Origin of the sequence: Polynucleobacter sp. MG-27-Goln-C1, assembly GCF_018881905.1 — a bacterium.
In the GTDB taxonomy this organism is placed as follows: Bacteria; Pseudomonadota; Gammaproteobacteria; order Burkholderiales; family Burkholderiaceae; genus Polynucleobacter.
This window is the reverse complement of sequence record NZ_JACVPM010000001.1, coordinates 701,453-722,439: the sequence shown is the minus strand read 5'-3', so window position 1 is coordinate 722,439 and position 20,987 is coordinate 701,453. Positions and strand designations below refer to the sequence as shown.

The 20,987-nt window shown below is 46.8% G+C and carries 23 protein-coding genes and 1 tRNA gene; 19 read left to right on the top strand and 5 right to left on the bottom strand.

Features of this window, described 5'->3' with window-relative positions:
* Positions 1–3: 3 nt before the first annotated feature.
* Genes ICN14_RS03715 through ICN14_RS03700 form a run of 4 tightly spaced genes read right to left on the bottom strand, consistent with a single transcriptional unit; the run spans position 4 to position 2,234 of the window.
* On the bottom strand, positions 4–543 hold the full coding sequence (locus ICN14_RS03715) for an RDD family protein (RefSeq protein ID WP_370624803.1): 540 nt from the start codon (positions 541–543) through the stop codon (positions 4–6).
* Positions 544–546: 3 nt separating this feature from the next.
* A complete protein-coding gene (locus ICN14_RS03710; protein ID WP_216224855.1) occupies positions 547–1,179 on the bottom strand; it encodes a DUF3106 domain-containing protein in 633 nt (210 codons plus the stop codon).
* 24 nt (positions 1,180–1,203) lie between these two features.
* On the bottom strand, positions 1,204–1,668 hold the full coding sequence (locus ICN14_RS03705) for a DUF3619 family protein (RefSeq protein WP_216224853.1): 465 nt from the start codon (positions 1,666–1,668) through the stop codon (positions 1,204–1,206).
* A complete protein-coding gene (locus ICN14_RS03700) occupies positions 1,665–2,234 on the bottom strand; it encodes an RNA polymerase sigma factor (RefSeq protein ID WP_215326823.1) in 570 nt (189 codons plus the stop codon). The genes ICN14_RS03705 and ICN14_RS03700 overlap by 4 nt, the downstream gene beginning before the upstream one ends.
* Positions 2,235–2,427: 193 nt before the next feature.
* On the opposite strand from ICN14_RS03700, the gene ICN14_RS03695 reads away from it, so the two are divergent.
* From ICN14_RS03695 to ICN14_RS03670, 6 genes are all read left to right on the top strand, one after another.
* Entirely contained in the window at positions 2,428–4,215 is a 1,788-nt protein-coding gene (locus ICN14_RS03695; protein ID WP_216224851.1) for an acetolactate synthase 3 catalytic subunit, read from the top strand.
* Positions 4,215–4,706 carry an acetolactate synthase small subunit gene (gene ilvN, locus ICN14_RS03690; RefSeq protein ID WP_015420909.1) on the top strand — a complete coding sequence of 164 codons (492 nt, stop codon included), beginning with the start codon at positions 4,215–4,217 and terminating at the stop codon, positions 4,704–4,706. The genes ICN14_RS03695 and ilvN overlap by 1 nt, the downstream gene beginning before the upstream one ends.
* Before the next feature lie 51 nt (positions 4,707–4,757).
* Positions 4,758–5,774, top strand: coding sequence for a ketol-acid reductoisomerase (gene ilvC, locus ICN14_RS03685; protein WP_046329933.1), 1,017 nt, complete (start codon positions 4,758–4,760; stop codon positions 5,772–5,774).
* A 58-nt stretch (positions 5,775–5,832) separates the two neighbouring features.
* Positions 5,833–6,480, top strand: a complete 648-nt coding sequence (locus ICN14_RS03680) for a phosphatidylserine decarboxylase (protein ID WP_215377556.1) — start codon at positions 5,833–5,835, stop codon at positions 6,478–6,480.
* A 27-nt stretch (positions 6,481–6,507) separates the two neighbouring features.
* The gene (pssA, locus tag ICN14_RS03675; RefSeq protein ID WP_216224849.1) at positions 6,508–7,371 is read left to right on the top strand and encodes a CDP-diacylglycerol--serine O-phosphatidyltransferase; all 864 of its coding nucleotides are present in this window, start codon (positions 6,508–6,510) and stop codon (positions 7,369–7,371) included.
* Between the two features lie 232 nt (positions 7,372–7,603).
* Positions 7,604–9,151, top strand: a complete 1,548-nt coding sequence (locus ICN14_RS03670) for a 2-isopropylmalate synthase (protein ID WP_216224848.1) — start codon at positions 7,604–7,606, stop codon at positions 9,149–9,151.
* 39 nt (positions 9,152–9,190) lie between these two features.
* On the opposite strand, the gene ICN14_RS03665 is transcribed toward ICN14_RS03670, so the two are convergent.
* Positions 9,191–9,784, bottom strand: a complete 594-nt coding sequence (locus ICN14_RS03665) for a YSC84-related protein (protein WP_216224846.1) — start codon at positions 9,782–9,784, stop codon at positions 9,191–9,193.
* An 84-nt stretch (positions 9,785–9,868) separates the two neighbouring features.
* Here ICN14_RS03665 and ICN14_RS03660 point away from each other — a divergent pair, with 84 nt between their 5' ends.
* From ICN14_RS03660 to nuoF, 13 genes are all read left to right on the top strand, one after another.
* The gene (locus ICN14_RS03660) at positions 9,869–11,074 is read left to right on the top strand and encodes a patatin-like phospholipase family protein (protein ID WP_216224844.1); all 1,206 of its coding nucleotides are present in this window, start codon (positions 9,869–9,871) and stop codon (positions 11,072–11,074) included.
* A 225-nt stretch (positions 11,075–11,299) separates the two neighbouring features.
* On the top strand, positions 11,300–11,569 hold the full coding sequence (gene rpsO / locus ICN14_RS03655) for a 30S ribosomal protein S15 (RefSeq protein WP_015420915.1): 270 nt from the start codon (positions 11,300–11,302) through the stop codon (positions 11,567–11,569).
* A gap of 271 nt (positions 11,570–11,840) precedes the next feature.
* A complete protein-coding gene (gene pnp / locus ICN14_RS03650; RefSeq protein ID WP_216224842.1) occupies positions 11,841–14,006 on the top strand; it encodes a polyribonucleotide nucleotidyltransferase in 2,166 nt (721 codons plus the stop codon).
* A 25-nt stretch (positions 14,007–14,031) separates the two neighbouring features.
* Positions 14,032–15,030 carry an NAD(P)H-quinone oxidoreductase gene (locus tag ICN14_RS03645; RefSeq protein WP_216224840.1) on the top strand — a complete coding sequence of 333 codons (999 nt, stop codon included), beginning with the start codon at positions 14,032–14,034 and terminating at the stop codon, positions 15,028–15,030.
* Between the two features lie 17 nt (positions 15,031–15,047).
* Positions 15,048–15,806: a triose-phosphate isomerase gene (gene tpiA, locus ICN14_RS03640; protein ID WP_216224838.1), complete on the top strand. Its 759-nt coding sequence runs from the start codon at positions 15,048–15,050 to the stop codon at positions 15,804–15,806.
* 22 nt (positions 15,807–15,828) lie between these two features.
* The gene (gene secG / locus ICN14_RS03635) at positions 15,829–16,176 is read left to right on the top strand and encodes a preprotein translocase subunit SecG (protein WP_216224835.1); all 348 of its coding nucleotides are present in this window, start codon (positions 15,829–15,831) and stop codon (positions 16,174–16,176) included.
* 85 nt (positions 16,177–16,261) lie between these two features.
* A tRNA-Leu gene (locus ICN14_RS03630) sits at positions 16,262–16,346 on the top strand.
* Between the two features lie 108 nt (positions 16,347–16,454).
* Positions 16,455–16,814: an NADH-quinone oxidoreductase subunit A gene (locus ICN14_RS03625; protein WP_011902892.1), complete on the top strand. Its 360-nt coding sequence runs from the start codon at positions 16,455–16,457 to the stop codon at positions 16,812–16,814.
* A 5-nt stretch (positions 16,815–16,819) separates the two neighbouring features.
* Positions 16,820–17,302, top strand: a complete 483-nt coding sequence (locus tag ICN14_RS03620; protein WP_011902891.1) for an NADH-quinone oxidoreductase subunit B family protein — start codon at positions 16,820–16,822, stop codon at positions 17,300–17,302.
* A gap of 3 nt (positions 17,303–17,305) precedes the next feature.
* Positions 17,306–17,905: an NADH-quinone oxidoreductase subunit C gene (locus ICN14_RS03615; protein ID WP_216224833.1), complete on the top strand. Its 600-nt coding sequence runs from the start codon at positions 17,306–17,308 to the stop codon at positions 17,903–17,905.
* Positions 17,906–17,908: 3 nt separating this feature from the next.
* Positions 17,909–19,162 (top strand): NADH-quinone oxidoreductase subunit D, encoded by a 1,254-nt coding sequence (locus ICN14_RS03610; RefSeq protein WP_216224831.1) that lies wholly within the window; start codon positions 17,909–17,911, stop codon positions 19,160–19,162.
* 23 nt (positions 19,163–19,185) lie between these two features.
* Positions 19,186–19,692 carry an NADH-quinone oxidoreductase subunit NuoE gene (gene nuoE / locus ICN14_RS03605; RefSeq protein ID WP_216224829.1) on the top strand — a complete coding sequence of 169 codons (507 nt, stop codon included), beginning with the start codon at positions 19,186–19,188 and terminating at the stop codon, positions 19,690–19,692.
* The gene (gene nuoF, locus ICN14_RS03600; protein ID WP_216224827.1) at positions 19,689–20,987 is read left to right on the top strand and encodes an NADH-quinone oxidoreductase subunit NuoF; all 1,299 of its coding nucleotides are present in this window, start codon (positions 19,689–19,691) and stop codon (positions 20,985–20,987) included. The genes nuoE and nuoF overlap by 4 nt, the downstream gene beginning before the upstream one ends.

Below are 20,987 nucleotides of genomic sequence, written 5' to 3'. Positions count from 1 at the left end.
CTCTTACGTGAGCGTCACCAAGTTCTTTGGCAATTCCACTAAACGACTTCCAGAAAAACGGTCTGGCAGACTTTGGCGTAGTAGAGGGCTAACGCGATCAAAGTAAATACTGAGCGGCCACAGAAATAAAGCTACCGTAAATAGCATTTCAATAATTTGCCACTTCTGCAACTCAAAGAGCCATTGCAGTAGGACGCAAGGTATCAGCCACAGGGATCCATAGACATAGCGCCAGATTGCCTGCTTGCGGTTTAGGTTGTAACCACCAGGACCAATCATGCGAACCCGCCATGTTTGCATGGCCAGGGTCTGACCAGACTTGGTCCAATACCAAACAAAGTAAATACCCAGGACAAGGTACAGATAAAGAAAAGTGAGCCAGCTTGGTAGGGCTAATCCAAATAGCATGCCTAGACCTAAATTGGGAACTAGGAATGTTAGTGCGATGACGCCCAATAGAACCAATTGCTCGTAGAGACCGCAGGAGACTCTCCGCCAAAATTGCGGGGCAGGTAGTGCGTTTAATTCAGCGGGAGTAATCACAGCTTAAGGATTGTTTGAGCTGGTATCCGAGCTTGTGCTCGGAGTCGAGGATTCTGGAGTCGGTGTGCTACTTGCCGGTAGGGTCGGAGCTAGATTTGATTTTTGCGTAATGGGGTGCTGTTGCAATGTAGGTGCGCTTGCGGCTGTTGGCTTTTTCTTATTCACCTCCGCTTGAGCCAATTTCTTTTTCTGCTCATCACTCAGTTTTTGATACGCACTCCAAGCCTCTGCTTTTTTCTCTGCAGGGAACTTGAGGCTGCTAAGGTAATTTTCGCGCGCTAGGCGACGATCTTTTTGAGAGAGATTGGACCAGCTAGTCATGCGAGACTGCAGTCGCTGTTGATCGGTCTCACTCATCTTAGGATAGAGATTGGCAACCTGAATCCATTTCTTGCGACTCTCAGGGAGCATGTAATCCCAGTCACTTTCCAGTGGGGCTAAGATTTTCTGTTGTTCTGGCTTAAGACCTTCCCACGTACCATCCGGTTTTTTCTCCGGAATGCCAGTGGCTTTTCCATGAGCGCCTGCAGGTGTTTGAGCAAGCGCGCCTGAACTCTGTACCGATCCGAATGTGCCCAGCACCAACATCATGCTGATGCTGAGTAGGGCACTTAAAGATCGTGGGTGGTTCAGCATTCGCTAAAGGATTCGTTATTCGCTTTAGGAAGGTGACTTGGCCGAATCAAGGCTATCTTGATCGGATTCAGCTAAAGGACCATTTTTGAGGAATCCCATAAAGCCGCTGTCAGCGTAGGCATCTGGAGGTACGTCATCCGTTAAGAGGGCGACATCCAGCTCAGCAATATCGTTAATGCGGGAGTCTTGCTGCCATTGAGCAATACCAATCAGACCAAATACGAGGACAACCAGCGGGGCAACCCAACCCACGTTATCCCAAAAAGATCGTGAGCCTGAAGACCAGGTCCCAGTGGGGCTGGCCAAAACATGCTGCTGAACACGTACTTTTTCTGGTTTTTTGACAGAAATAGCCTTGAGGCGCGCTGCATATAGACGGTCTTTAATGCCTGTTGGCAAGGATTGGGATCCTTGGCGGAGCAGGGCGGCAGCACTCAGACCAAATTGATCTGCTTCTGTTGGGCTTAGGATGTCTTCATTGCGGTTCACAGCGTAATTCCTTTTAATTTCAATGCTTTAGCTAGAGCCTGGGTGGCTCTTGAGCAGTGGGTTTTGACGCTTCCCTCGCTACAACTCATGGCAAGGGCAGTTTCAGTAATGCTCAGCTCATCCCAATAACGCATCAGGAAGGCTTCTCGTTGACGGGCAGGCAATTTTGATATTTCTGACTCCAGTGACTGCAATAACTGACTGCGTTCCAACTTAAACGCACCATCTTGGTGAATTTCACTGTCGTCTGGGGCTGAAAGTGACTCCAGAGGGTCAAAATCATCGTTTTCATCCGATTTCTTGCCCATATTCGAAAATAGGGTGACCCAGGTATTGCGGACTTTTTGACGTCTAAACCAGTCATGAATACGGTTTTGCAGAATTCTGGTGAAAACAAGGGGTAATTCAGCTGCGGGTCGATCACCGTATTTTTCAGCTAACTTGATCATGGCATCTTGAACAATGTCCAGGGCAGCATCGTCATCCCGCACAGCATAGACCGCCTGCTTGAAAGCGCGCTGCTCAACACTGCTTAGAAAGTCAGAAAGTTCTTGGGGTGAAGCCATTCAGTAGATTAGACCTGAATCAGATGGAATTCGTCTATTTTAGGTGATTGCTATAGAATATAGGGCTTACTACCTAGAATCTCATTCAAGAAGTGGTTTTTTCCGGTAGCAGCGCCGTTCGAACTCAGGCCACAAGCACGAGACAGAACAGACCAAACAATTTTTTGCCGAAAATTGCAAAGGACGAAAGAAAATGAATACAAGCAGCGCCGAATTTTTAGCTTCTAAAGCTAACCAAGACACAGCAAATCCAAATTCCACAGCGAATGCGCCTGAAATGATTGGCGCCGAGATGTTGGTACAGGCTTTGCACAAAGAGGGTGTTGAATACGTTTGGGGATACCCGGGCGGTTCTGTTCTCTTTATCTATGATGAAATTTTCAAGCAGGACAAGTTTGAGCACATTCTTGTTCGTCATGAGCAAGCAGCAGTTCATGCGGCCGATGGCTATGCGCGTGCAACCGGTAAGGTTGGTGTCGCTCTAGTTACTTCAGGTCCAGGTGTAACCAATGCGGTTACCGGAATTGCTACTGCTTACACAGATTCCATACCACTGGTAGTCATCAGCGGTAACGTGCCGACATACGCAATTGGTGAAGATGCTTTCCAAGAGGCTGATACCGTTGGTATCACTCGCCCGGTGGTAAAGCACAACTTCCTCGTGAAGGATGTTAAAGACCTACCTTTGGTAATTAAGAAGGCCTTTCATATTGCGCAGACAGGTCGTCCAGGCCCAGTATTGATTGATATCCCTAAGGATGTCTCTGCAGCTAAAGGACCATTCGTCTACCCAGAAACATTGGAGATGCGCTCATACAACCCAGTTGTAAAAGGGCATAGCGGACAAATTCGTAAAGCGGTTTCTTTATTGCAAGAAGCTGAGCGCCCATTCATCTATACCGGTGGTGGTGTGATCTTGGCTGACGCCGCTCCAGAGTTAAAAGAGTTTGCTGATTTGTTGGGTTACCCAGTGACCAATACCTTGATGGGCCTTGGCGGTTTTCCAGGTACCAGTCCACAGTTTGTGGGCATGCTTGGTATGCACGGCACCTACGAAGCCAATATGTCGATGCAGCACAGTGATGTGTTGATTGCGATTGGTGCACGTTTTGATGACCGCGTGATTGGTAATACTGCGCACTTTGCAAGTCATCCACGTAAGATCATTCATATTGATATCGACCCATCTGTGATTTCTAAGCGGGTGAAGGTAGACGTTCCTATTGTTGGCAATCTCAAAGAAGTTTTACAAGAGATGACAGCTCAGCTTAAAGCTGCTGGCCCACGCAAGAATGACGCTAAGTTAGCCGCATGGTGGGAGCAGATTAATGAGTGGCGTAAAAAAGATTGCTTAAAGTACGACGAGGCATCCCAGATTGTGAAGCCACAGTATGTGGTTCAAAAGTTGTGGGAGCTCACTGGTGGTGATGCATTCATTACTTCCGACGTTGGTCAACATCAAATGTGGGCTGCACAGTTCTATAAGTTTGATAAGCCACGTCGCTGGATTAACTCTGGTGGTCTCGGAACTATGGGTGTTGGTTTGCCATACGCCATGGGCATCAAGAAAGCTTTCCCGGATAAAGATGTATTTGCTATCACCGGTGAAGGCTCTATTCAGATGTGTATTCAGGAGCTATCCACTTGTAAGCAGTACAACACGCCTGTAAAGATCGTGTCATTGAACAACCGTTATCTCGGTATGGTTCGCCAATGGCAAGAGCTGACTTATAACAAGCGTTATTCCAGCTCGTACATGGATTCATTGCCAGACTTTGTGAAGTTGGCTGAGGCTTTTGGTCACGTTGGTATGCGTATTGAGAAGAAGTCTGATGTTGAAGGCGCCCTTAAAGAAGCAATTCGCTTGAAAGATCGCACGGTGTTTATGGATTTCCAGACTGACCCCGAAGAAAACGTTTGGCCAATGGTTCAAGCAGGTAAGGGTATTACTGAAATGCTTTTGGGTAGCGAGGATCTCTAATGCGACATATTATTTCTGTATTAATAGAGAACGAACCAGGCGCATTGTCCCGGGTTGTTGGCCTATTCTCCGCACGCGGTTACAACATTGAAACCTTAAGTGTTGCACCTACTGAGGATCCATCTCTTTCTCGCATGACGATTGTCACGATTGGTTCTGAGGATGTGATTGAGCAAATTACCAAGCACTTAAATCGCTTAGTTGAAGTGGTAAAGGTTTTTGATTTGACTGAAGGTCCTCATATTGAGCGTGAGCTCATGATGATTAAAGTTCGCGCTGTAGGTAAAGAGCGTGAAGAGTTGAAACGTACAACGGATATCTTCCGTGGTCGCATCATCGATGTGACCGATAAGAGTTACACCATTGAATTAACTGGTGATGGTGCCAAATTAGACGCCTTTATTGATTCGATTGATCGTGCATCGATTCTGGAAACTGTCCGTTCGGGTGGTTCTGGTATTGGGCGCGGCGAGCGTATCCTCAAGGTTTAATTTTTTTAACTGATTACTGAATTAACTACATTTTCAAAACAAGGAAAGAGCATGAAAGTTTTTTACGATAAAGACGCTGATTTGTCCCTCATTAAAGGCAAAAAAGTAACCATCATTGGTTATGGTTCACAAGGTCACGCACACGCATTGAATCTGAAAGATTCAGGCTGCAACGTTACTGTTGGTTTGCGTAAAGATGGCGCTTCCTGGAGCAAAGCTGCAAATGCTGGCTTGACAGTAAAAGAAGTTGGCGAAGCAGTTAAAGATGCTGACGTAGTGATGATGCTCTTGCCTGATGAGCAAATTGCTGATGTATATAGCAAAGAAGTTCATGGCAATATTAAGCAGGGCGCTGCATTGGCATTCGCTCACGGCTTTAACGTTCACTACGGTCAAGTTCAGCCACGCGCTGACTTAGATGTGATCATGATCGCTCCTAAGGCACCAGGCCACACTGTTCGTGGTACTTATGCTCAAGGTGGCGGTGTTCCCCATTTGATCGCTGTGTACCAAGATAAATCTGGCTCTGCTCGTGATGTTGCTCTGTCATATGCAACAGCAAACGGCGGCGGTCGTGCCGGCATCATTGAAACTAACTTCCGTGAAGAAACTGAAACTGACTTGTTCGGTGAGCAGGCTGTTCTTTGTGGTGGCGCGGTTGAGTTGATCAAAGCTGGTTTCGAAACTTTGGTTGAAGCTGGTTACGCTCCTGAAATGGCTTATTTCGAGTGCTTGCATGAGCTCAAGTTGATTGTTGACTTGATCTACGAAGGTGGTATCGCCAACATGAACTACTCTATCTCTAACAACGCTGAGTACGGTGAGTATGTGACTGGTCCACGTGTTGTTACTGAAGATACTAAGAACGCAATGCGTCAGTGCTTGAAAGACATTCAGACTGGTGAGTACGCTAAGAGCTTCATCTTGGAAAACAAAGCAGGTGCGCCTACTTTGATTTCACGTCGTCGTTTGAATGCTGAGCATGACATCGAAGTGGTTGGTGCTAAGTTGCGCGCCATGATGCCTTGGATTGCGAAGAACAAGTTAGTTGACCAAACTAAGAACTAAGCAAGACGATAGTTAATCGACGAAATAAGTAGTTCATTAAATAAGGCTCAGAACAAAGATGATGTATCCGCACCCCATTATTGCGAAAGAAGGTTGGCCGTATTTGGCATTGGTGGGGGCTGTTACTTTGCTAGTCCACTATCTTGGTGGCATTGCATGGTCATGGCCTTTGTGGATCATCTTTATCTTTGTTCTGCAGTTCTTTCGCGATCCACAGCGCATTGCCGCTCTTGGTCGTGATTTAGTTTTATCTCCAGCCGATGGTCGTATCGTCGTAGTGGAAGTAGCCAATGACCCTTATGCCGGTCGTGAAGCTTTGAAGATTAGTGTTTTTATGAACGTGTTTAACGTTCACTCCAACCGCAGCGCAGTGAACGGTTTGGTAAAAGAGATTCAGTATTTCCCTGGCAAGTTTGTGAATGCCGATTTAGATAAAGCCTCCACTGAGAATGAGCGTAATGCGGTTGTGATTGATGCCAACGGCCAAATCGTCACTTTAGTGCAGGTTGCAGGCCTGATTGCGCGACGCATTCTTTGCTATATCCATGTTGGCGATAGACTTAAGGCAGGTGAGCGTTATGGCTTTATTCGCTTTGGCTCCCGTGTAGATGTATATTTGCCATTAACAGCTGAACCTTTGGTCAGTGTTGGTGATAAAGTTTTTGCTACGAACACTGCATTAGCTCGCGTACCCGGCTTAGATTAATTAAGCCGCTTTAACTGGGAACATTCTTTGAGTACATTTCGTCGTCGTGGCCGTATTGATCGCAGTCGCTTAGCGCGTACCCGCACTGATCGCACTCAAGATGAGTGGGCAGAAGACCTTGCTGATGACGTTGATTACGAGGTAGAAGAGTTGCATGCGGATAAACCGCGTCAACGCAGCAAAGGAATCTACTTACTCCCTAACGCATTTACAACTGCAGCTTTGTTCTGCGGCTTCTTCGCCATTGTTAATGCGATGAACCACCAGTTTGAGATGGCCGCTATTGCCATCTTTGCGTCCTTGGTTTTGGATGGTATGGATGGTCGCGTAGCACGTATGACTAATACCCAGAGCGCCTTCGGCGAGCAATATGACTCTTTGGCCGATATGGTGTCATTTGGTGTTGCCCCAGCCTTAGTTGCGTATGAGTGGGCTCTAAAAGATTTAGGTAAGTGGGGCTGGTTGGCTGCCTTTACTTATTGTGCTGGCGCTGCTTTGCGCTTGGCCCGCTTTAACGTCAATACCGGCGTTGTTGATAAGAAGTTTTTTCAAGGTTTACCAAGCCCTGCGGCCGGTTCTTTGATGGCTGGTTTTATCTGGCTGGCTGATGACAATAAGATCCCGGTCCGTGACACTGCAATTCCTTGGATTACTTTCTTTATTGCCGTTTATGCTGGCTTGACCATGGTGTCTAATGCACGCTTCTACAGCGGCAAAGCCCTGGATGTTCGCTACCGCGTACCTTTTGGCGTGATGGTCTTAATGATCCTCACCTTTGTTTTGATCTCTTCCAATCCGCCTTTAACCCTATTTGGTCTCTTTGTGGTGTATTCCATCTCAGGCTATGTCATTTGGGCTTGGGAGCATCTGAGTGGCCGCCGTTTTAGCTAATTTGGAATATTTAGGTTATATTTAATCCATGTTGATGAATTTCTCACTTATCTCGAACCTGCTTCTACTAGCACTAAGCCTACAGCTTGGGGCAGGTAAGGCCTGAGTTAATGAGATTAAAGTAATTCATTAGCCACGACATACCAGCCCCAGCAAATTGCTGGGGTTTTTGTTTCTAGATTCGCAATTGAGTAGCAAACATAATTAAGCAATATTGAACCGGAGAGTAGTGATGAGTGACAAAGTAATCATTTTTGATACCACCTTACGTGATGGTGAACAATCGCCTGGCGCCTCAATGACCAAGGATGAAAAGGTTCGCATTGCTCGCCAGTTGGAGCGTCTCAAGGTTGATGTGATCGAGGCTGGTTTTGCTGCGAGTTCTGAGGGCGACTTTCAGGCTATCTCAGCTGTAGCAGCGGCCGTGAAAGATTCCATCGTATGTTCACTTGCTCGCGCCAACGACAAAGACATTACTCGCGCTGCAGATGCCTTGAAAGCGGCTAACGCAAAACGCATTCATGCCTTCTTGGCTACCAGCCCATTGCATATGGCTGTGAAATTACGCATGTCTCCAGAAGAAGTTTTAGAGCAAGCTAAACGTTCTATCCGCTTTGCCAGAAACTTAGCTGAGGATATCGAGTTCTCTGCGGAAGATGGTTACCGCTCAGAAATGGATTTCTTGTGCAGAGTGGTGGAGGCGGTTATCAACGAAGGTGCGACCACCATCAATATTCCTGACACCGTAGGTTATGCCACACCAGAGTTGTACGGTGAATTCATCAAGACCTTACGCACCCGTGTCCCGAATTCAGATAAGGCGGTTTGGTCCGTGCATTGCCATAATGACTTGGGCATGGCTGTTGCCAATTCATTGGCTGGTGTCAAGATAGGTGGTGCCCGTCAAATTGAGTGCACCATCAATGGCTTGGGTGAGCGCGCTGGCAATACGGCATTAGAAGAGATTGTGATGGCTTTACGTACTCGCAAAGATTACTTTGATATGGTGTGCGGTATTGATGCTACCCAAATTGTTCCTGCCTCGAAGTTGGTCTCTCAAATTACTGGTTTCGTAGTGCAGCCAAACAAGGCAGTCGTTGGCGCCAATGCTTTCGCGCACACTTCCGGTATCCACCAAGATGGCATCTTGAAGAATCGCGATACCTATGAAATCATGCGCGCAGAAGATGTGGGTTGGGCAACCAATAAGATTGTGTTGGGCAAGTTGTCTGGCCGCAATGCCTTTAAGCAGCGCTTACAAGAGATGGGTATTGCAATTGAAGCTGAAGCTGATTTGAACGAAGCATTCGTTCGCTTCAAGGCATTAGCTGATCAAAAATCAGAAATTTTTGATGAAGATATTATTGCCATCATGTCAGACTCTGCAGCAGCGGAAGAGGGTGAGTTTTATAAATTTATTTCTTTGAGCCAGCATTCTGAAACGGGTGAGCGCCCAAAGTCTAAGGTCACTTTCCGAGTTGGGGATAAAGAAGCGAGCTCTGAGGCTGAGGGTAATGGCCCAGTTGATGCTAGCTTGAATGCGATTGAAGAAATTGTGAAGAGTGGAGCGGAACAGTTGCTCTATTCCGTGAATGCGATCACTTCAGGCACGCAATCTCAAGGTGAGGTTACTGTGCGACTTGCTAAGGGTGGGCGTATCGTCAATGGTGTTGGTACTGATCCAGACATCATTGCGGCATCAGCAAAAGCTTACTTATCTGCACTGAATAAATTGCATGATCCTAGTCAGGCTAAGCTCAATGCGCAGATGACGCCTTAAGAAGTTCTCGGCGACATCTGCAGTATCCGCGTAATCGGTTTACTTATTGAGATCTGTGCTCTTGTAATACTTGGTGCCTTTGCCGGTGATTTCTACGGCAAGGCCTGAGTCAGTTAATTGGTACATCAGTACACCAGGTGCTACCACCACTGCATCTTGATAAGCATCGCCATTATTTTCATACTTGGCTGCAGCCGTTACTTGGCCTCCAAAAGTCCAACCGGAATTAACAAAGTCATTCATAGCTGCTTGAGTTTGGAAAACAAAAATGTTTTGGAAGGATTTAATTCCTAGACCTAGACCAGCTTGAACTTCAGCCATGTTCATGTAAATTGGCTTAGCACCATCTTTTGCAATCACAACACCGCTGCCAGTGCCGCCACCAGCAATCAGAATCTTCATTCCAAAGTTACTAAAAGTGGCATAAGCAACAGATTTCTCGATCAACTCTTTTGCCTTAGGCTGAACCTGATAGAGGGCCTTGAGAGTAGAAGTACTCGTTTTAAGAATGTCTTCACGTTGTTGTGCAACTGTTTTTTGTGGGCCAAAGGGATTTGAAAATTGTGCATAGCTCAGTGCAGGAGAGAGAGCTAATAGACCATAAGCTAATACGTGAATGAGTTTGGCTTGCATGAATTTTCCTTCGCTTTATTTTTCGCAATCAATGAACTCCATCTTTATACTCCAATCAGCCTCATTGACCCCTTGATATCCACTATGCATTCACTTATTCGTCTCAGCTGCATTCTCCTCGCGCTCTCGTTAGCGGGGTGTGGCAGCTTGCAGCGCAAAGCAGCAGTGCCATCCCAGCAGATGGGACAGGCTCAAATAGCAGGCCTCACTGGGGTGCGCTATATGGTGGCTAGTCAAGCTAGCGTAGACCAGATGGCCATGGATATTCAGGCGGGATTTAAGGTCAGAGATCAGAAGACATTGAATTCTGCAGCGAACTATCTATCACTCTCAGGTGGAGGTGACGATGGCGCTTATGGCGCTGGCCTGCTCATCGGTTGGTCTGAGCGTGGCGATCGCCCGCAATTTAACTTGGTAACTGGGATTAGCACTGGCGCATTGATTGCTCCTTTTGCCTTTGTTGGAAAGGAATACGACCCCGTCTTACGCCAGGTCTATACGCAATTAGGACCTCAAGACATTTTTATTGAGCGTGGATTGATTTCCGGCATTTTGAGTGATGGACTATCCGATACAACGCCATTATTTCAATTGATATCTAAATATGTTGATCAAGACTTCTTGAATAAGGTGGCAAGCGAGTACACGACCAAAAATCGTTGGTTGTTAATTGGCACCACCAACCTGGATGCGGGTGTGCCAGTGGTCTGGAATATGGGCAAGATCGCTAGTATCGGGACTCCTGAAGCACTTGAGTTGTTTAGAAAAGTGATGCTGGCATCTGCGTCGATTCCGGGTGCATTTTCTCCGGTGATGTTTGACTTTGAGGTGTCTGGTCAAAGCTTTCATGAGATGCATGTGGATGGCGGGGCCATCACCCAGGTATTTTTGTATCCCAGCGCATTGTCCCAACGCGCTAAAGACTTAAAGCTCAATCTGCAAAAGCAGCGCAACGCCTACATTATTCGAAATGCCCGCTTAGACCCTGAGTGGCGAGAGACGGAGCGGGGTACCTTGAGTATCATTCAGCGCGCTATTGCCAGCCTCATTCAGACTCAAGGCTTGGGTGATCTATATCGTATCTATCACACCACCCAGCTTGATGGCGTCAGTTTTAACTTGGCCTACATCGGTCCAGACTTCAAATTCCCCCATAAGACTGAGTTTGATACGGCTTATATGCAGGCTCTTTTTGATTACGGCTACAAACAGGGCCTTAGTGGCAAGGAGTGGCAAAAGTATCCTCCAGGCTACAAGCGGGGGTTTGATGAGGAATTGCCTAAAAAATAGGCATTTTTGCTCATTTTTATGATAATAATCAATTAAATCAATTGTTTAGGTGATTTTTACTGCTTAAAGCTCCCCAAGGCGTCTAGCCTTAGGGTGAAGCATTTAAGGTGGATCTGCTACAATTCGATGGCTTTGATTTTTAAAGCTTTTTTGTTTTATTTGATTAATAAATGCACGACACGGATTGGGTGAAAGCTCAGGTGTTCGCAAGTAAGGAGTATGAAAATGGCAGTTGCTGATATTAAAACGGCGGAAATCGTCAAAGAAAACGCGCGCAGCGCAAACGATACAGGTAGCCCTGAAGTTCAAGTTTCATTGCTAACAGCCCGTATCAATGAATTAACCCCCCATTTCAAAGCTAACGCTAAAGATCATCACAGCCGTCGTGGTTTGTTGAAGATGGTTTCACGCCGTCGCCGCCTTTTGGATTACCTCAAAGGCAAGGATTTGGGTCGCTATCGCGCATTGATCGAGAAATTAGGTCTCCGTAAGTAATTCTTATCGGTATTGCAATGCCATCTTTCTTAGGGTTGTTTCGTAACAGAATCAGTCTTAAGCAGATGGCATGTTTTTTGAGCGCTTCAAGATTATTTGTGTAGGGGATCGTGTCATTCCAATGAGTTTCTGGATCATTAAATCCAGTGTCTCCCTGGAATGGCATCCCTTGTGATCTTCAAACGCTCCAGTGTTGTCGTGACACTGCTTTATCCCACGGCAAGCGTGAAATCCATGTGGCTTTTACGTGAACAATTTGGAGAAGATCAGAATGACTATGTTTAAAAAAGTAGTAAAGACGTTTCAATGGGGCAACCATCAAGTAACAATGGAAACAGGCGAGATTGCTCGTCAATCTGGTGGTGCTGTCATCGTTAATGTGGATGACACAGTAGTAATGGGCACAGTAGTTGCCTCTAAATCAGCCAAGCCAGGCCAGTCATTTTTCCCATTGACTGTTGATTACCTCGAAAAAACTTACGCCGCAGGAAAAATTCCTGGTGGCTTCTTCCGTCGTGAAGGTCGTCCATCAGAAGGCGAGACATTGATCTCCCGTTTGATCGATCGTCCATTGCGTCCATTATTTCCAGAAGGCTTCTTGAACGAAGTTCAAGTTGTTGTTCATGTGTTGTCTATCAACCCAGACGTTCCTGCTGATATTCCTGCATTGATCGCCGCTTCTGCAGCTTTGGCTGTTTCAGGCATTCCATTCGCTGGCCCAGTTGGCGCAGCACGCGTTGGTTACGCTAACGGTCAATACCTCTTGAACCCTACTCGTACAGAGCAAGCTACTAGCGAGATGGATTTGATTGTTGCTGGTACACAAGCTGCTGTATTGATGGTTGAGTCAGAAGCTAATCAGTTGTCAGAAGAAATCATGTTGGGTGCAGTTGTATATGGTCATGACCAAATGCAAACTGCAATCAATGCAATTAACGAATTAGTGACTGAAGCTGGCAAACCAGAATGGGATTGGACTGCTGCACCTAAAGATGAGCCATTCATCGCTAAGGTAACTGCATTAGCTGAAGCGCCATTGCGCGAGGCTTATCAGATTCGTCAAAAGGGTGCTCGTTCAGACAAGCTCAAAGAAATCACTAAGACAGTTGTAGCTAAGTTACAAGAAGAGGGTGATGTTGACGCTGTTGCCGTTAACGACATCTTGTTTGAAATCGAAGCGAAGATTGTTCGTAGCCAAATTTTGAATGGCGAGCCACGTATTGATGGTCGTGATACACGTACTGTTCGTCCGATCGAAATTCGCAATGGCGTATTGCCACGTACACACGGTTCAGCATTGTTTACCCGTGGTGAGACACAGGCTCTCGTAGTAGCTACTTTAGGTACTGCACGTGACGAGCAGATCATTGACGCGCTCGAAGGTGAGTACCGTGATCGCTTTATGTTCCACTACAACATGCCTCCGTTCGCCACTGGCGAAACTGGTCGCGTAGGTAGCCCTAAGCGTCGTGAAATTGGTCACGGTCGTTTGGCTAAACGTGCATTGATTCCAGTATTACCAAGCGCAGAAGATTTCGCGTACAGCATTCGTGTAGTTTCAGAAATCACTGAGTCCAATGGTTCTTCATCCATGGCTTCCGTTTGCGGTGGCTGTTTGGCAATGATGGACGCTGGTGTTCCAGTTAAAGCTCACGTTGCTGGTGTTGCAATGGGCTTGATCTTGGATGGCAATCGTTTTGCTGTATTGACAGACATCTTGGGTGATGAAGATCACTTAGGCGATATGGACTTCAAAGTAGCGGGTACTGCTAACGGTATTACTGCTTTGCAAATGGACATTAAAGTTCAAGGCATCACTAAAGAAATTATGCAAGTTGCATTGGCCCAAGCTAAAGAAGGCCGTTTGCATATTTTGAGCAAGATGCAAGAAGCAATGGGTTCAGTTCGTACTGAATTGTCTGCACATGCTCCACGTATGGTTTCTTTCAAGATTCATCCAGATAAGATTCGTGAAGTGATCGGTAAGGGCGGCGCAACAATTCAAGCCTTGACCAAAGAAACTGGTTGCAGTATCGATATTAAAGACGACGGTACAGTAACTATTGCTTCTACTTCTGCTGAAGGCATGGCTGAAGCAAAAGCACGCATCGAAGGCATTACTGCTGAAGCTGAAGTAGGCAAGATCTACGAAGGCCCAGTAGTGAAGTTGCTTGAGTTTGGCGCTTTGGTAAACATCCTTCCAGGTAAAGACGGTCTCTTGCACATCTCAGAAATTTCTAATGAGCGTGTAAAAGAAGTTAAAGACTACTTAGCAGAAGGCCAAGTGGTTCGCGTGAAGTTATTGGCTGCTGATGAGCGCGGTCGTTTGCGTTTATCTCTGAAAGCTGCAATGGCTGATGAGGGTGGCACGATTGCTCCTTTGGCGGGTGCTGAAGCTACTGCTGAAGCTGCTCCTGCATCCGGCGAATCTGCTTAAGTAAAGTCAGCGAGCGGGAGTTCATATGCGCGTAATGGAAATCAAAGAATTTGGCGCACCAGAAATGCTGGTGTCTGCCACTCGCCCTGATCCAGTAGCTCCGGCTGCTGGTACGGGTGAGATTTTGATTAAGGTAATTGCTGCCGGGATTAATCGCCCAGACGTTTTACAACGTAAAGGCCATTACCCAGTTCCTGCAGGTGCATCTGATATTCCTGGTCTCGAAGTAGCTGGTGAGATTGTCGGTGGTGATTTAGCTCACGCCGATAATCTGTTTGGTCTCAAAGTTGGTGATAAGGTGTGCGCGCTTGTGCAGGGTGGTGGTTACGCAGAATTGTGTACTGCTCCTATTGCGCAATGCTTGCCTTACCCAAAAGGATTTAGCGATCAAGAAGCGGCTGCATTGCCTGAAACTTTTTACACTGTGTGGAGCAACGTCTTCATGCGTGGTGAGTTGTCTGAAGGTGAAACTTTGTTGGTGCAAGGTGGCTCGAGTGGTATTGGTGTCACTGCCATTTTGATTGCAAAAGCTTTAGGTCATAAAGTATTTGTTACTGCTGGCACTGATGAGAAGTGCGCAGCTTGTGTTGCACTCGGTGCTGACTTGGCGATCAATTACAAGACACAAGACTTTGTGGAAGAAGTTAAGAAAGCCACAGATGGTAAAGGCGTCAATGTAGTGCTCGACATGGTCACTGGTGCTTACGTACAAAAAGAAATTGATTGTTTGGCTGATGATGGCCGTATCGTGATCATTGCGATCATGGGCGGATCGAAGGCGGAAGTAAATACTGGGCAAATTTTGCGTCGTCGTTTAACTATTACTGGTTCTACACTGCGCCCACGTCCAGTGTCATTTAAGAAACAAATTACCCAGCAGTTGCATGCGCGTATCTGGCCTTTATTAGATGCGGGCAAGTTAAAGCCGGTGATTTATAAAACATTTACCTTGGACCAAGCTGCTGATGCCCATCGTTTGATGGAGTCTTCTGAGCACGTTGGCAAGATTGTTTTAACTGTTTAAGTATTGAGTTCGATTTAATGCGTCCACTCACTGTTATCGGCAATTGGAAAATGAACGGCAGTCTTGCAAGCAATGCAGACTGGGTCAAGACCGTTTGCCGTGGCATGGAGCAGGGAATGCCTGCAGGTCGCAAGTATGCAGTGTGCGTTCCAGCGCCTTATTTGTCGCAGTGTGGTGAGCTGATTCAAGATTGCTCCCTCGCTTTTTTAAGTTTGGGCGCTCAGGATGCATCGGCTTATGCTGCTGGTGCCTATACCGGCGAAGTTGCCGCATCCATGCTCAAAGAGTTGTATTGCACTTACGTGATTGTTGGACACTCTGAGCGTCGTCAACATCATCAGGAGACTGATGAGCAGGTTGCTGAGAAGGCCCTTCAGGTGCTGGATAACGGTATGATTCCGGTGATTTGCGTTGGTGAGTCTGCGGATGAACGCAACTCAGGTCGCGAGGTTGAAGTAGTTAGAGGTCAAATTGCAAGACAGGTTGCTGTCTTGCAAGATCGTTTGGCTGACTGTCTCATTGCTTATGAGCCTATTTGGGCGATTGGCACGGGAAAGGTGGCAAGCGCTCAGATGGCTCAGGACATGCACCGAGCAATTCGCTTGCAGTTAGCGGAATTTGATGAAGATGTAGCTTCCCATGTGGGAATTTTGTATGGCGGTAGCGTCAAACCTGACAATGCCGTTGAACTGTTTGCAATGCCAGATATTGATGGCGGATTGATTGGGGGTGCCTCTTTAAACCCTCAGGACTTTCTTGCTATTTGTCAGGCCTAGATTTTTTATTTGGAGATAAGCCATGGAATGGTTTAAGACTTTATTGATCGTTTTGCAGGTTATTTCAGCTTTGGCTGTGATCTTGCTTGTGTTGCTTCAGCAGGGTAAGGGCGCTGATATGGGCGCTGCGTTTGGCTCAGGATCTTCCGGTAGCCTTTTTGGCGCCAGCGGCTCAGCTAACTTCTTGTCCCACACAACCGCCATTTTTGCGGCAGTTTTCTTTGTCTGTACTTTGGGGATTACCTGGATTGGCAATAAGAAGGAAGTTAGTCCCGGTGTTTTGTCTGGCACCGTTGCTCCTGCCGCAGCTCCTGCTGCCGCACCAGCTGCGCCAGTTCAAGACCCAACGAAGCCAGCGGTTCCAAAGTAAAAAAGTAGGTTTTAAGCGTTTTCTACCCCTATTTTTGGGGTAGCCAAGTGGTGCAATGCAGTAGAATTGACAGGTTTTACAAGATGCCGACGTGGTGAAATTGGTAGACACGCTATCTTGAGGGGGTAGTGGCTTAGGCTGTGCGAGTTCGAGTCTCGCCGTCGGCACCAAATTGTAAAAACTGTAAGGTTTATGCTGTAAATCAAGGATTTATCTGCTGGAATAATTGATAATTTGTAGCTTCTTAGGACTTACCAGACGAACGACTCAGGGCCATTTTGAATCTCGCTAATTACTTTCCTGTTCTTCTTTTTATCCTCGTAGGTATTGGGGTGGGTTTAGTCCCCATGTTCCTCGGAAAAATCTTGGCTCCTTCGAAGCCAGACGCTGAAAAACTGTCTCCATACGAGTGTGGTTTCGAAGCTTTCGAAGATGCGCGTATGAAATTCGACGTGCGTTACTACCTCATCGCCATCCTGTTTATCTTGTTTGACTTAGAGACTGCATTCCTATTCCCATGGGGTGTGGCTCTTCGTGATATCGGCTGGTTCGGCTACGCCTCTATGGTGATTTTCTTATTGGAATTCATCGTTGGCTTTGTATATATCTGGAAAAAGGGCGCTCTCGACTGGGAGTGATAGATATGGCATTAGAAGGCGTTCTCAAAGAAGGATTTGTTACCACTACTGCAGACCAGTTGATTAACTGGACGCGTAATGGCTCTTTATGGCCAATGACGTTTGGTCTCGCTTGCTGCGCTGTAGAGATGATGCATGCAGGCGCATCCCGTTATGACTTAGATCGATTTGGTGTGGTGTTCCGTCCATCTCCACGTCAGTCGGACCTCATGATTGTTGCTGGCACCTTGTGCAACAAAATGGCCCCAGCGCTCCGCAAGGTTTATGACCAAATGCCTGAGCCACGTTGGGTTATCTCAATGGGTTCTTGTGCCAATGGTGGTGGTTATTACCATAACTCGTATTCAGTAGTTCGCGGTTGCGACCGCATTGTGCCAGTCGATATTTATGTTCCTGGTTGCCCTCCAACTGCAGAAGCGTTGATCTATGGAATCATTCAGTTGCAATCCAAGATCGCTCGCACCAGCACGATTGCGCGGAAGGCTTAAACCATGTCAGATCGTTTAGTTCAACTCGCCGCCAATCTAGAAAAAGTTTTAGGTAAGCGCGCGCAATCAATTGAGATTGCTTTGGGTGAAGTGACTGCAGTTCTTAATGCAGACACCTATTTTGAATCCGCCATCTTGTTGCGCGATGAGCCTTCATTGGCTTTCGAGCAGCTGATTGATTTGTGTGGTGTCGATTACCAGGATTTCCGCGAGGGGCAGTGGGGTGGTCAGCGCTTTGCTGCTGTGACCCATCTCTTATCTTTGGCCCACAACTGGCGTTTGCGTGTGCGCGTGTTCGCACCCGAAGATGCTTATCCAGTAGTTGCTTCACTAACACCGGTTTGGGCTGCTGCTAACTGGTTTGAGCGCGAAGCATTTGACTTGTACGGCATCTTATTTGATGGTCACGAAGACTTGCGTCGTATCTTGACTGATTACGGTTTTATCGGTCATCCATTTAGAAAAGATTTCCCAATCTCTGGCAACGTAGAAATGCGTTATGACCCCGAGTTAAAGCGTGTGGTGTATCAGCCTGTCACGATTGAAGCGCGTGAAATCACGCCGCGTATCGTGCGCGAAGAGCAGTACGGAGGTCCGGTTTAAGTCATGGCACAAATTAAAAACTACACCCTCAATTTTGGTCCTCAGCATCCTGCGGCCCACGGCGTATTACGTCTAGTGTTGGAGCTCGATGGTGAGGTAATTCAACGCGCAGATCCGCACATTGGTTTACTGCATCGCGCTACAGAAAAATTAGCAGAGACACGTACTTGGATTCAAAACGTTCCTTACATGGATCGTTTGGACTATGTATCGATGATGGCAAATGAGCATGCTTACGTAATGGCGATTGAGAAATTGCTACAAGTAGACGTACCAGAGCGCGCGCAATATATTCGTGTGATGTTTGACGAGTTAACTCGCTTACTGAATCACCTCTTGTGGATTGGTTGCCACGGTCTAGACGTGGGTGCTATGGCCGTGTTCTTGTATGCCTTCCGCGACCGTGAAGATATTTTCGATATGTACGAAGCCGTTTCTGGTGCTCGTATGCATGCTGCTTACTACCGTCCGGGTGGCGTCTATCGTGACCTGCCAACAGAGATGGCTCAGTACTCCAAGTCGAAGATTCGCAGTGCTTCAGCAATCAAGCGTTTAAATGAAAACCGTAGCGGTACATTGCTAGACTTTATTGAGCAATTCGCCAATGGATTTGACGCTAACGTAGATGAGTATTGCAATCTCTTGACGGATAACCGTATTTGGAAGCAACGCTTGGTGGGTATTGGTGTTGTCACTCCTGAGCGCGCTTTACAGCTCGGATTCACTGGTCCAATGCTGCGTGGGTCTGGTATTGAGTGGGACTTGCGCAAAAAGCAACCTTACGAAACTTACGACAAACTCGACTTTGATATTCCAGTTGGCGTAAATGGCGACTCTTATGATCGTTATTTAGTTCGCATGGAAGAAATGCGTCAATCCAATCGCATCATTAAACAGTGCGTAGCTTGGCTCAAAGCAAACGACGGTCCTGTCATGAGTGACAACCACAAAGTATCTCCACCGAAGCGTGTAGATATGAAGACCAATATGGAAGAGTTGATTCACCATTTCAAACTCTTTACTGAGGGTATGCACGTTCCTAACGGCGAGGCTTACTCTGCTGTTGAGCATCCAAAAGGTGAATTTGGTATTTACTTAATTTCTGATGGTGCGAATAAGCCATACCGCATGAAGATTCGTGCGCCAGGCTTTGTGCATCTATCAGCAATGGATGAGATGTCACGTGGCCACATGTTGGCTGATGCTGTAACCATTATTGGTACCCAAGATATCGTGTTCGGGGAGATTGACCGCTAATACAGCGCGCCAAGGATTAATTCATGACAACAACTCTTCAACTTTCAGACAAGACGCTCGCAGACATTGCGCGCAATGTCGCGAAATTCCCGCCAGAACAAAAGCAATCTGCTGTGATGGCTGCATTGATTGCCGCCCAAACTGAAGTAGGCTGGGTTTCACCAGAGGTGATTGAAACAGTCGCGCAAATTTTAGAAATGCCAACGATTGCAGTAGATGAAGTGGCTACTTTTTACAATATGTATGACACCAAGAAAATTGGCAAATATAAGTTGGTAATTTGCACGAACTTACCTTGCCAATTAACGCATGGTGAAACTGCTGCAACGTATTTAAAAGAAACTCTTGGCATTGGCTATAACGAGACAACGCCTTGTGGCAGGTTCACTCTTAAAGAGGGTGAGTGCATGGGTGCTTGCGGTGATTCTCCAGTGATGTTGGTGAACAACAAGCGCATGTGTAGCTTCATGAGTAATGAAAAGATTGACGCTCTCTTAAATGAGCTCCGTGCAGAAGGGAAAGCAGCATGACCAGCTTGCACGATAGACACATTAAGCCTTTAATTCTTGCTGGACTGAATGGCGAGAACTGGCGTTTAAAAGATTACGAAAGCCGCGGTGGCTATCAACAGTTGCGTCGCATCATCAACGACAAGATCGCGCCAGATGCGATCATTGCTGAACTAAAAGCTTCATCATTGCGTGGTCGTGGAGGCGCAGGCTTCCCAACGGGATTGAAGTGGAGCTTTATGCCCCGTCAATTCCCTGGCCAAAAATATTTAGTTTGTAATAGTGATGAAGGTGAGCCGGGTACATTTAAAGACCGCGACATCATGCGCTACAACCCACATGCTTTGATTGAAGGCATGATTATTGGTGCCTACACTATGGGCATCACTGTGGGTTACAACTATATCCACGGCGAAATTTGGGAAGTTTATTCCCGTTTCGAAGAGGCTCTTGAAGAAGCCCGTGCTGCTGGATATCTTGGCGACAAAATCATGGGAAGTGATTTCAACTTCCAGTTGCATGCTGCTCCAGGTTGGGGTGCATACATCTGCGGTGAAGAGACAGCACTTTTAGAATCGCTTGAAGGTAAGAAGGGGCAGCCACGCTTTAAGCCACCATTCCCTGCAAGCTTTGGTTTGTATGGCAAGCCAACTACGATTAATAACACTGAAACATTTGCTGCTGTGCCATTCATCATGGCTATTGGCGGTCCAGCGTATTTAGAGTTGGGCAAGCCAAATAATGGCGGTACGAAGATTTTCTCTATCTCCGGTGACGTTACTTATCCAGGTAACTACGAGATTCCTTTGGGCACTCCATTTGCTGAGTTGTTAAAGCTTGCCGGCGGTATGCGTGACGGCATTCCATTGAAAGCGGTAATTCCTGGCGGATCTTCTTCACCGGTCGTTCCTGGTGCAGAGATGATGACTCTCACAATGGATTACGACAGCATTGCGAAAGCAGGTTCGATGTTGGGATCTGGGGCAGTCATCGTCATGAATGAAACACGCTGCATGGTTCGCGCCTTAGAGCGTTTGTCTTATTTCTATCACGAAGAATCTTGCGGTCAGTGCACCCCATGCCGTGAAGGTACTGGCTGGTTATGGCGCATTGTGAGTCGAATTGAGCATGGCGAAGGACGTCCAGAGGATTTGGATCTATTGAATGATGTAGCAGCCAATATTCAAGGTCGCACTATTTGCGCCTTGGGTGATGCAGCTGCAATGCCAGTTCGTGGCATGTTGAAGCATTACATGGATGAATTTGCGTATCACGTAGAACATAAGCGCTGCTTAGATTCTGCGAAACCTTTATAA

What these genes read in the sequence shown, in the direction of transcription:
- ilvC (WP_046329933.1), top strand. Translation starts at nt 4,758, where the DNA reads ATGAAAGTTTTTTACGATAAAGACGCTGATTTGTCCCTCATTAAAGGC.
- ICN14_RS03620 (WP_011902891.1), top strand. Translation starts at nt 16,820, where the DNA reads ATGGCATTAGAAGGCGTTCTCAAAGAAGGATTTGTTACCACTACTGCA.
- rpsO (WP_015420915.1), top strand. Translation starts at nt 11,300, where the DNA reads ATGGCAGTTGCTGATATTAAAACGGCGGAAATCGTCAAAGAAAACGCG.
- ICN14_RS03665 (WP_216224846.1), bottom strand. Translation starts at nt 9,784, where the DNA reads ATGCAAGCCAAACTCATTCACGTATTAGCTTATGGTCTATTAGCTCTC.
- ICN14_RS03610 (WP_216224831.1), top strand. Translation starts at nt 17,909, where the DNA reads ATGGCACAAATTAAAAACTACACCCTCAATTTTGGTCCTCAGCATCCT.
- ICN14_RS03680 (WP_215377556.1), top strand. Translation starts at nt 5,833, where the DNA reads ATGATGTATCCGCACCCCATTATTGCGAAAGAAGGTTGGCCGTATTTG.
- ICN14_RS03615 (WP_216224833.1), top strand. Translation starts at nt 17,306, where the DNA reads ATGTCAGATCGTTTAGTTCAACTCGCCGCCAATCTAGAAAAAGTTTTA.
- ilvN (WP_015420909.1), top strand. Translation starts at nt 4,215, where the DNA reads ATGCGACATATTATTTCTGTATTAATAGAGAACGAACCAGGCGCATTG.
- ICN14_RS03700 (WP_215326823.1), bottom strand. Translation starts at nt 2,234, where the DNA reads ATGGCTTCACCCCAAGAACTTTCTGACTTTCTAAGCAGTGTTGAGCAG.
- ICN14_RS03645 (WP_216224840.1), top strand. Translation starts at nt 14,032, where the DNA reads ATGCGCGTAATGGAAATCAAAGAATTTGGCGCACCAGAAATGCTGGTG.
- ICN14_RS03710 (WP_216224855.1), bottom strand. Translation starts at nt 1,179, where the DNA reads ATGCTGAACCACCCACGATCTTTAAGTGCCCTACTCAGCATCAGCATG.
- ICN14_RS03660 (WP_216224844.1), top strand. Translation starts at nt 9,869, where the DNA reads ATGCATTCACTTATTCGTCTCAGCTGCATTCTCCTCGCGCTCTCGTTA.
- pnp (WP_216224842.1), top strand. Translation starts at nt 11,841, where the DNA reads ATGACTATGTTTAAAAAAGTAGTAAAGACGTTTCAATGGGGCAACCAT.
- ICN14_RS03695 (WP_216224851.1), top strand. Translation starts at nt 2,428, where the DNA reads ATGAATACAAGCAGCGCCGAATTTTTAGCTTCTAAAGCTAACCAAGAC.
- nuoF (WP_216224827.1), top strand. Translation starts at nt 19,689, where the DNA reads ATGACCAGCTTGCACGATAGACACATTAAGCCTTTAATTCTTGCTGGA.
- tpiA (WP_216224838.1), top strand. Translation starts at nt 15,048, where the DNA reads ATGCGTCCACTCACTGTTATCGGCAATTGGAAAATGAACGGCAGTCTT.
- ICN14_RS03670 (WP_216224848.1), top strand. Translation starts at nt 7,604, where the DNA reads ATGAGTGACAAAGTAATCATTTTTGATACCACCTTACGTGATGGTGAA.
- secG (WP_216224835.1), top strand. Translation starts at nt 15,829, where the DNA reads ATGGAATGGTTTAAGACTTTATTGATCGTTTTGCAGGTTATTTCAGCT.
- nuoE (WP_216224829.1), top strand. Translation starts at nt 19,186, where the DNA reads ATGACAACAACTCTTCAACTTTCAGACAAGACGCTCGCAGACATTGCG.